The sequence below is a fragment of the Micromonospora sp. NPDC002411 genome (genome assembly GCF_053592955.1).
Window position 1 is genome coordinate 20119 of sequence record NZ_JBSFBM010000039.1, and the last position, 8811, is coordinate 28929.

Annotated in this window: 6 protein-coding genes and 1 pseudogene; 6 read left to right on the plus strand and 1 reads right to left on the minus strand. The window is 73.2% G+C overall.

Annotated elements, in window-relative coordinates:
- Window positions 1-98 precede the first annotated feature (98 nt).
- From ACWCO3_RS07755 to ACWCO3_RS07775, 5 genes are all read left to right on the plus strand, one after another.
- Window positions 99-2768: a glutamate--cysteine ligase gene (locus tag ACWCO3_RS07755; protein WP_450009040.1), complete on the plus strand. Its 2670-nt coding sequence runs from the start codon at window positions 99-101 to the stop codon at window positions 2766-2768.
- Window positions 2769-2857: 89 nt separating this feature from the next.
- On the plus strand, window positions 2858-4636 hold the full coding sequence (locus ACWCO3_RS07760; protein WP_450009042.1) for an N-acetylglutaminylglutamine amidotransferase: 1779 nt from the start codon (window positions 2858-2860) through the stop codon (window positions 4634-4636).
- Complete coding sequence (locus ACWCO3_RS07765) at window positions 4637-6478, plus strand: S9 family peptidase (protein WP_450009044.1); 1842 nt, start codon at window positions 4637-4639, stop codon at window positions 6476-6478. It abuts the gene before it with no gap.
- 17 nt (window positions 6479-6495) lie between these two features.
- On the plus strand, window positions 6496-7050 hold the full coding sequence (locus ACWCO3_RS07770; RefSeq protein ID WP_450009045.1) for a hypothetical protein: 555 nt from the start codon (window positions 6496-6498) through the stop codon (window positions 7048-7050).
- A 73-nt stretch (window positions 7051-7123) separates the two neighbouring features.
- Window positions 7124-7678 carry a dihydrofolate reductase family protein gene (locus ACWCO3_RS07775; RefSeq protein WP_358054229.1) on the plus strand — a complete coding sequence of 185 codons (555 nt, stop codon included), beginning with the start codon at window positions 7124-7126 and terminating at the stop codon, window positions 7676-7678.
- Window positions 7679-7685: 7 nt separating this feature from the next.
- On the opposite strand, the gene ACWCO3_RS07780 is transcribed toward ACWCO3_RS07775, so the two are convergent.
- Window positions 7686-8747 carry a hypothetical protein gene (locus ACWCO3_RS07780; RefSeq protein ID WP_450009047.1) on the minus strand — a complete coding sequence of 354 codons (1062 nt, stop codon included), beginning with the start codon at window positions 8745-8747 and terminating at the stop codon, window positions 7686-7688.
- Here ACWCO3_RS07780 and ACWCO3_RS07785 point away from each other — a divergent pair.
- Window positions 8737-8811 (plus strand): annotated as a pseudogene (locus ACWCO3_RS07785) (Lrp/AsnC family transcriptional regulator); the annotation flags it as partial. The gene ACWCO3_RS07780 and the pseudogene ACWCO3_RS07785 overlap by 11 nt on opposite strands.

The following is an 8811-nucleotide window of genomic DNA, read 5'->3' on the forward strand; positions in this document are numbered from 1 at the left end:
ACAGCGCGTCACCTTAACGCGCCGGAAACGCACCCGGTACCAACCCTGGGAACGCTCGTCGGACAGCCACGACCACCGACTCGTGAACCGGGGTGACCATGGCCGACAACACCACGAACGCGACCACGTTCGACGGGCCGCTGGGCCGATCCGGCAACGGCCGGGCACTGCCCACGCCTCGCCCCACATCGGTCCTGCCGGTGGACGATGATGACCCGGCGGACCTGGCCACCATCGGGGTGGAGGAGGAGTTCCACGTCGTCGACCTGCACACTCGGGAGCTGGTGCCCCGGGCCGGCGAGCTGCTCGATCGGCTGCCGGCCACCTCGTTCACCGCCGAGCTGCACCAGAGCGTGGTGGAGACCAACACCGCTGTCTGCCGCACACTGGACGAGATCCGCGCCGAGCTGACCCGGCTGCGCCAGGCGGCGGTGCAGGTCGCCGACCGGCTCGACCTGGGCATCGTGGCGGCCGGCACGGTGCCGCTGCGCGCCGACGGCGACCCGAGCGTTACCCCCACCTCCCGTTACCGGCGGATGCTCGACGAATACCAGATGCTCGCCCGGGAGCAGCTGATCTGCGGTGCGCAGGTGCACGTCGGCGTGTCCGACCGGGATCTGGCCGTCGCGGTCACCCGCCGCGTTCAACCGTGGCTGCCGGTGCTCCTCGCCCTCTCCACCAGTTCGCCGTACTGGATGGGTCAGGACAGCGGCTACGCCAGCGTCCGGTCGCTGGTCTGGCAGCGCTGGCCCACCGCCGGTGACCCGGGGGAGGTGAGCAGCGCTGCGGACCACGAGGCGCTGGTCGCCGAGCTGATCTCCTCCGAGACCATCACCGATCCCGCCATGATCTACTTCGACGTCCGACCCTCCGCGCACGTGCCCACAGTGGAGCTGCGGATCACCGACGCCAACGCCGACGTGGAGATCATCGTCCTGCTCACCGGCCTGTTCCGGGCGCTGGTACGGCGGGAGGTCGCCGCGCTTCGCGCCGGTGTGGACCGCACCGCAGTGCGCCCACCGGTGCTGCGCGCCGCCGTCTGGCGGGCCGCCCGGTCCGGCCTCGAAGGCGACCTGCTCGACCTGCCCCGGTCGGCCCGACCGGTGCCGGCGGCCGAGGCGGTCCGCCGACTGGTGACCGACCTGCGCCCGCAGTTGACGGCGACCGGGGACTGGGAGCAGGTCAGTGAGCTGACCCGGTACGCGCTGGAACGCGGCAGCTCGGCCGCGCGGCAGCGGCGGGCGTACGAGCGGCGGGGCCGGTTGGCGGACGTGGTCGACCTGCTGCTCGACGAGACCCGGGGACGGGTACGGGGGCCACTGCCCGGCGCGCCGACCGCACCGGCCCTACCCACGTACGCCCACACCGACGACGAGGTCTTCGGCCCGGCGGGACCGGAGCCCGCGTACCGGCCGTTGCTGGCCGCCCTCCGCGGCCTCGGCGCCGACGGGTTGCGCCACCGCGAGCACGACCGGGACGAGGAGCAGCGCGCCCGTGGCGTGACCTTCAGCGTGGCCGGCGAGGCGAGCACCCGACTCTTCCCGGTCGACCTGGTGCCCCGGGTGGTTCCCGCCGCCGACTGGCGCACCCTGCGCACCGGCCTGGTGCAGCGCGCCCGCGCGCTCGACGCCTTCCTGCGTGACGTCTACGGAGACCGGACCGTGGTGGCCGACGGCGTGGTCCCGGCCTGGGTGGTCGAATCCTCACCCGGACTGCGCCCGACCGGGGCGCTCATGGGCCGGCGGGGCACCCGCGCCCAGGTGTCCGGCACCGATCTCGTCCGTGATCCTCACGGCAGCTGGTACGTGCTGGAGGACAACCTGCGGGTGCCCTCGGGCATCGGCTACGCCGTGCAGAACCGTCGACTGACCCGGGCGGTGCTGCCCGAGCTGCCGGTCCCCGACGATCTGCTGCCCGCTGACGAGACACCGGCGATGCTGCACCGGGCACTGGTGGCTGCCGGGCCCGCCGCTGCCGACGACCCCGCCGTGGTGGTGCTCAGCAGTGGTCCGGGTGACCCGGCCTGGTTCGAGCACCGGCTGCTCGCCGACGAGATGGGCGTACCGCTGGCTGGGAGCGGCGACCTGCTCGTGGAGGAGGGTCGCGTCCAGCTCATCCGGGAGGGTCGCCGCAGCCAGGTGGACGTGATCTACCTGCGGATGGACGAGGAGGCGTTGCTGCACGCGCCGGGGGCCGACGGCGTGCCGTTGGGCTGGCCGCTGCTCGCGGCGGTGCACGCCGGCCGGCTGACGTTGGCCAACGCGCTGGGCAACGGCGTCGGTGACGACAAGGCGTTGTACGCGTACGTGCCCCGGCTGATCGAGTACTACCTGGGGGAGAAGGCGCTGCTTCCGGACGTGCCGACGTACCTGTGCGGACTGCCCGAGCAGCGCGCCGACGTGCTGGGCCGGCTCGATCAGCTGGTGCTCAAGCCGGTCGACGGGTACGGCGGCGACCGGGTGGTGATCGGTCCACGGGCGGAGGCGGAGGAGTTGGACGCCGTCCGCGAGCAGATCCTCGCCGCCCCGCACCGCTGGATCGCCCAGGAGATGATCGCGCTCACCACCCATCCGGTCTTCGACGGGACGGCACTCGCGCCCCGCCACGTCGACCTGCGGGCCTTCGTGTTCCTGGGGGAGACCGCCGAGGTGGCGCCGGTGGCCCTGACCCGCGTCGCGCCGGCCGGCAGCATGATCGTCAACTCGTCCCGGGGCGGTGGGTCGAAGGACACGTGGCTGCTCGGTGGAGCCGACCAACCGTCGGCGTAACCCACGCTTGACCCCCGCGTCATCGGGGCGCAACCCGGTCCGCCAAGCCTGGACCGGTCAGCGGCCCGAGCCGATGAGAGGTGGATGCCATGTGCGGTATCGGAGGTGAGTTTCGCCTCGACGGGGCGCCACCGGACATGGCGGCCGTCGAGCGGATGCTGCCCGCCCTGGCCTCCCGAGGCCCGGACGGTGAGGGCCGGTGGCAGCACGGCCCGGCGGCGCTGGTGCACCGGCGACTGCGCATCATCGACCTGTCCGACGCGGGTGCCCAACCGATGGTCGACGGTGAACTGGGGCTGGCCCTGGTCTTCAACGGATGCATCTACAACTACCGGGAGTTGCGCGACGAGCTGACCGCTGCCGGCTACTCCTTCCGGTCCACCTCGGACACCGAGGTGATCCTCAAGGCGTACCACCGGTGGGGCGTCGCCTGCGTCGAGCGGTTCTACGGCATGTTCGCGTTCGCGCTCGTCGAACTGGCCACGCGCACCCTGGTGCTGGCCCGCGACCGGCTCGGCATCAAACCGCTCTACCTCGCCGAGGGGCCCGGCCGGATCCGCTTCGCGTCGACGCTGCCGGCGCTGCTCGCCGCCGGTGACGTCGACACCGACCTCGACCCGGTGGCGCTGCACCACTACATGACGTTCCACTCGGTGGTGCCACCGCCGCGCACCATCCTCGCCGGCATCCGCAAACTGCCACCCGCCACCATCCGGGTGATCACCGCGGACGGGCGGAGCACCGACACGGTGTACTGGCGGCCGGAGTTCACCCGTGCCGCCGCCGCGCCGATGTCCGCCGGGGAGTGGCAGGAACGGATCATGACGGCGTTACGCACCGCCGTACGCCGTCGCATGGTCTCCGACGTGCCGGTCGGTGTGCTGCTCTCCGGCGGCCTCGACTCCAGCCTGATCGTCGCCCTGCTCGCCGAGCAGGGCCAGACCGAACTGGCGACGTTCAGCATCGGCTTCGAGGCGGCAGCCGGGGAGACCGGCGACGAGTTCCACTACTCCGACCTGGTGGCCCGTGAGTTCGGCACCGACCACCAGCAGATCCGCGTCGGCGCGGCCCGGTTCGTACCCGCCGTGCACGAGGCCGTCGCGGCGATGAGCGAGCCGATGGTCAGCCACGACTGCGTCGCCTTCCACCTGCTCTCCGAGGAGGTCTCACAGCGGATCACGGTGGTCCAGTCCGGGCAGGGCGCCGACGAGATCTTCGCCGGCTACGACTGGTACCCGCCGATGGCGAACGTCGCCCGGTCGGACGCCGTCGAGGCGTACGCCCGGGTGTTCTTCGACCGTCGGCACGACGCGCTCGCCGGGCACCTGGCGCCGGAGTGGATGCTCGACCACGACGCCAGCCTGGAGTTCGTGGCCGCGCACTTCGGCGCACCCGGCGCGGACACCGCCCTGGACGCGGCGCTGCGTCAGGACAGCCTGGTGATGCTCGTCGACGACCCGGTCAAGCGGGTCGACAACATGACCATGGCGTGGGGGTTGGAGGCCCGGGTGCCGTTCCTCGACCACGAGGTCGTCGAGCTGGCCGCCGCCTGCCCACCCGCGTTGAAGTTGGCGCACGGGGGCAAGGGCGTGCTGAAGGCCGCGAGTCGGGGCATCGTGCCCGACGAGGTGATCGACAGGCCGAAGGGCTACTTCCCGGTGCCCGCCATCCGGCACCTCTCCGGGCCGCTGCTCGACGACGTCCGCGACGCGTTGACCGCCCAGCCGGCCCGCGAACGGGGCCTGTTCCGCAAGGATTACCTGGAGGAGTTGCTGGACGCGCCGAACGCCCGGCGGACCACGCTGGGCTCCAACGCGCTCTGGCAGCTCGGGCTGCTGGAGCTCTGGTTGCAGCGGATCGGGGTTTAGATGAGCGTACGGATCGAGGCGCCGCGGACCACCCGTCGGACCCGCCTCGCCGGTCGTCGGCCGACACCGACGCCCGTCGTCGAGAATTTCGCACCCGCGCCGTCCCCGGACGGCGCTCGGGTGGCGTACCTCTCCGACCGGGCCGGGACGCCCGGCATCTGGATCCGCCAGGTCGGCGCGGATGACGCCGTCGCGCTGCCCACCGGTGACGATCCGGTGCTGGCGGTGAGTTGGTCCCCGGACGGGCAGTGGCTGGCCTGCGTCGTCGCTCCCGGCGGCGCGCCCCGCACCGAGGTGTGGCTGCTCCGGCCGGACGGCGGCGGGCGTCACCAGGTCGCCGGTTTCGGACGCCACAGCGCGACGCCGGCCGGTTGGCTGGCCAGCGGTGCGGTCCTGATGGTCACCGAGACCGCCGAGCGGGGTGCCGCCGTCCTGATCCACGCGGACACCGGGCACCGGCGGGTGCTCGCCGAGGGTGACCTGCTCACCCTGCTGGACGTCACCCCGGACGCCCGCAGCGCCCTGCTGCGCCGCGGCCCTCGCAACGCCCGCTGGCTGGAACTGCTCGACGTGGCGACCGGGGAGCGGCGGCGGCTGCTGACGGACACCGGGCGGGGCAGCACCGACCAGGGCTGGTTCGGCCCCGGCGGGACGAGCGTGCTGGCCCGCACGGACGCGTACTCGGAGCTCGCCGCGCTGGTGCGGGTCGACCTGGCTCGCCCGGACGTGACGCCGACCCGGCTCGCCTGGCGGCCGGACGCCGAGCTGGAGCAGGCCACGCCGAGCGCCGACGGACGTCGGGCCGCCCTGCTCTGGAACACCTACGGGGGCCGCAGCGAGGTCAGCCTGCTCGACCTCGCCAGCGGAGTGCAGCGGGCCGTCGCCGCCCCGGGTGAGGTGCTCGACGACGCCGTCTTCGCCGCCGAGGGTGGTCTGCTCTGCCTCACCGCGCAGGGGCCGGTGCAACCCCGGGAGGTCTGGCTGGTCGACCCGGCGACCGGGGCGCCGCGTCCGCTGCGGCCGGACAGCGGCGTCGCGCGTACGGGCGGCAGCGGTGTCGCCCCGCAACTGGTCGACCTGCGTGCCCGTGACGGTCTGCCGCTCTCCGGTTGGCTCTACCGCCCGGTCGGGCCAGGGCCCTGGCCCACCGCCATCAGCCTGCACGGTGGCCCGGAGGCGCAGGAGCGTCCTCGCTACAACCCGCTGTTCCAGGCTCTCGTGGCGCAGGGCGTCGCGGTGTTCGCGCCGAACGTGCGGGGCTCCTCGGGCTTCGGTCGGTCCTTCGTGACCGCCGACAACCTGGCCGGCCGGTACGGGGCCATCGCCGACGTCGCGGCGTGCGCGGACCACCTGATCGACAGCGGTGTGGCGCGCCCCGGGCAGGTCGGTTGCCTCGGCCGCTCCTACGGCGGTTACCTGGTGCTCGCGGTGCTGGTGAACTTCCCCGGGTTGTTCGCTGCCGGGGTGGCCGAGTGCGGGATCTCCGACTTCCACACCTTCTTCGCCGGCACCGAGCCGTGGATCGCCGCCGCCGCCGTCAGCAAGTACGGCCACCCGGTACGCGACGCCGACCTGCTGCGGGACCTGTCGCCGATGACCCACCTCGACCGGCTCGACGTGCCGATTCTGCTCATCCACGGCGCCAACGACACGAACGTGCCGGCGGGTGAGTCGGCGCAGGTCGCCCAAGCCCTGGCGGCCCGCGACGCCCCGTACGCCCATCTCGTCCTGACCGGTGAGGGGCACGACTTCCTGGCCCGCGACAACGCCGAGGCGGCGCGTTCGGCCACCACCGCCTGGCTCACCCGGCACCTCGCCGCGACCGCGGCCACCGTCGGCTGAGGCGCTATCCTGCGCCGGTGGACGTGACGGCGCAGGGCGAGCGGTTGGCCGCCGACCTGGGCCGCTGGCTGACCGACCTGACTTTCGTCGACCTGAACACCGACGAGGTCACCGCGCAGGTGATCGACGCTGTGGTGCGGTGGGCCGAGGCACAGGGTTGGCGGGTCTACCGGCGCGCGCCCAGCGTCCTGCCGTTGCCGCCGCCACTTCAGCAACGGCACTCGGTCCTCGACGTGGCGTGCGCCCGCCCGGACGGCCCACCGGTCGTCGTCGAGGTCGACCACACCGACCGGGCCCGTACGGTGCAGAAGCTGGCCGCGGAGGCGGACGCCGGCCGGATTCCGATCTGGGTGCGATGGGGTGTCGGGCGCTTCACCGCGCCGCCACCGCCGGTGCGGATGGTGACCGTCGAGGTGGCCAGGCGTGCCGGGCCTGCCGGGCAGGGACGGTTGCACAGCCGCGCCGGCGACCGCCCCGCGCCGGCGCACTCGACCGGGGGCGGCACGGTGGCCGCGCAGGCACTGCCCATCCCGCTGACCGACCCGCTTTCGGAGCCGGGCGAGCGCACCTGAAGCAAATCGTAAGCGGAAGCCGGCAGAGTTCTGGGTGTCACCGAAGCACCTGACACACACCCAGGAGATTCCGATGCGCAAGCTCATCAACTCGACCTACGTCACCCTCGACGGCGTCATCGAGAACCCGATGTGGACCTCGCCGTACTTCGACGAGGAGGCGATGAGCCTCGCCGGCGAGCAGACCGAGGAGGCCGACGCGATGCTGATGGGTCGGGCCACCTACGACGGCATGTCCGCCGCCTGGCCGACCCGGGACGAAAGCGACCCGACCACGGGCGCCGCGTACTTCAACAACGTCAGGAAGTACGTCGCCTCGACCACCCTCACCAACCCCACCTGGAAGAACACCGAGGTGCTCCAGGGCGACCTGGTCGAGGCGGTCCGCGCGCTCAAGGCCCAGGAGGGCAGGAACATCATCCAGTACGGCTTCGGCTCGGTCACCGCGCAGCTGATCAAGGCGGGCCTGGTGGACGAGGTCCGGTTCTGGATCCACCCGGTGCTGGAGGGCGGCCCGAGCCTCACCGCGCCGCTGACCGACGTCAAGGCGTCGTTCGACCTGGTCGACACCCGAGTGCACAAGAGCGGCGTGATCGTCGCCTCGTACCGGCCGAAGATGACGGCCTGACCGACACTCAGAGCTGGGCTCGGGCCTCGCCCGGGCTCAGCTTCGCGCCCTCGGCGAGCAACGCGTCGAACCGCTCCGGCCCGAGTTCGGCCCGCAGGCGTTCGGTCACCCGCTCCACGTCGTCGCGTTCGGCCGGCGCGGCGGGGGACTGCGTGGCGAGCCGGGCGGCGGCAGCGGCGCCCAGCAGCCGGGCGGCGACCTCGGGGGAGCGCACCGCCGCCGCCATCCCCTCGAGGGGGCCGACAGCGTCGCGCATCGTGGCCATCGCCTCGGCGGCCTCGAACGCCTCGATGTGCAGGGCCAGCGCGGCGTCCGGGTCGCCGCCCTGTTCGACCGCGTAGCCCAGCTCGACCAGAACCATCGGCAGGTACAGTGCCGGCTGGCTCTCGCCCCGGCCCAGCTCGACGAGGTGGGTGAGGTGGGTGACGGCCAGGTCGAGTTTCCCGTCGCGGCGGGCGGCCAGCCCGAGGCTCATCTCCGCGAAGACCAGCGCACCGGGCGAGCCCTGCTCCACCGCCAGGCCGTACGCCCGTTCGGCCAGCTCCCGGCCCTCGGTGTAGTCGCGGGTCTGCACCGCGAGCCAGGCCAGCCAGGACAGCTCGGCGCAGACCTGCGGCCACAGCGCGAGTTCCTCGGCCCAGCGCAGCCCCTCCCGGTGCAGCGCGGCGGCGCGCTCGTGTTCGCCGCGCATGTCGGCCAGCCCGCCCACCCACTCGGTCGCCCGGAGCCGGCCCCACCGGTCGCCGAGGTCGGCGAACAGCGCTGCGCTGCGCGTCGCGGTGCGTTCCAGGGTGGCCTGGTCACCGTTCGCGTGCGCGATGTGGGCCAGGGAGGTGAGCACCGCGGCCTCGGTCCACGTGTCGACGGCGGCGGTGGGCAGCAGCTCCGACGCCAGGGCCAGGTCACCGTGCTCGATCACCGCGTTGGCCGCGAACCAGGCGGCGTGGCCGTCCGGGTCGACGGCCACCGCCGCGCGTACCTCGTCGGGCGCGACCGCCTCGCCCAGCGACAGGGCGAAGCCGACGCGCCACGGGGCGGCACGGGCCTCCTGCTCCGGGTCGGGCGTCATCACCGGCTACCACGCCCACGTCGACCTCAGCCGGGCCGGTCGCACGGTGGTCGCCCTGATCCGG

Bases quoted from the DNA above. Each gene is read 5' to 3' on its own strand.
- ACWCO3_RS07755 (WP_450009040.1), top strand. From the start codon at position 99: ATGGCCGACAACACCACGAACGCGACCACGTTCGACGGGCCGCTGGGC.
- ACWCO3_RS07760 (WP_450009042.1), top strand. From the start codon at position 2,858: ATGTGCGGTATCGGAGGTGAGTTTCGCCTCGACGGGGCGCCACCGGAC.
- ACWCO3_RS07765 (WP_450009044.1), top strand. From the start codon at position 4,637: ATGAGCGTACGGATCGAGGCGCCGCGGACCACCCGTCGGACCCGCCTC.
- ACWCO3_RS07775 (WP_358054229.1), top strand. From the start codon at position 7,124: ATGCGCAAGCTCATCAACTCGACCTACGTCACCCTCGACGGCGTCATC.
- ACWCO3_RS07780 (WP_450009047.1), bottom strand. From the start codon at position 8,747: ATGACGCCCGACCCGGAGCAGGAGGCCCGTGCCGCCCCGTGGCGCGTC.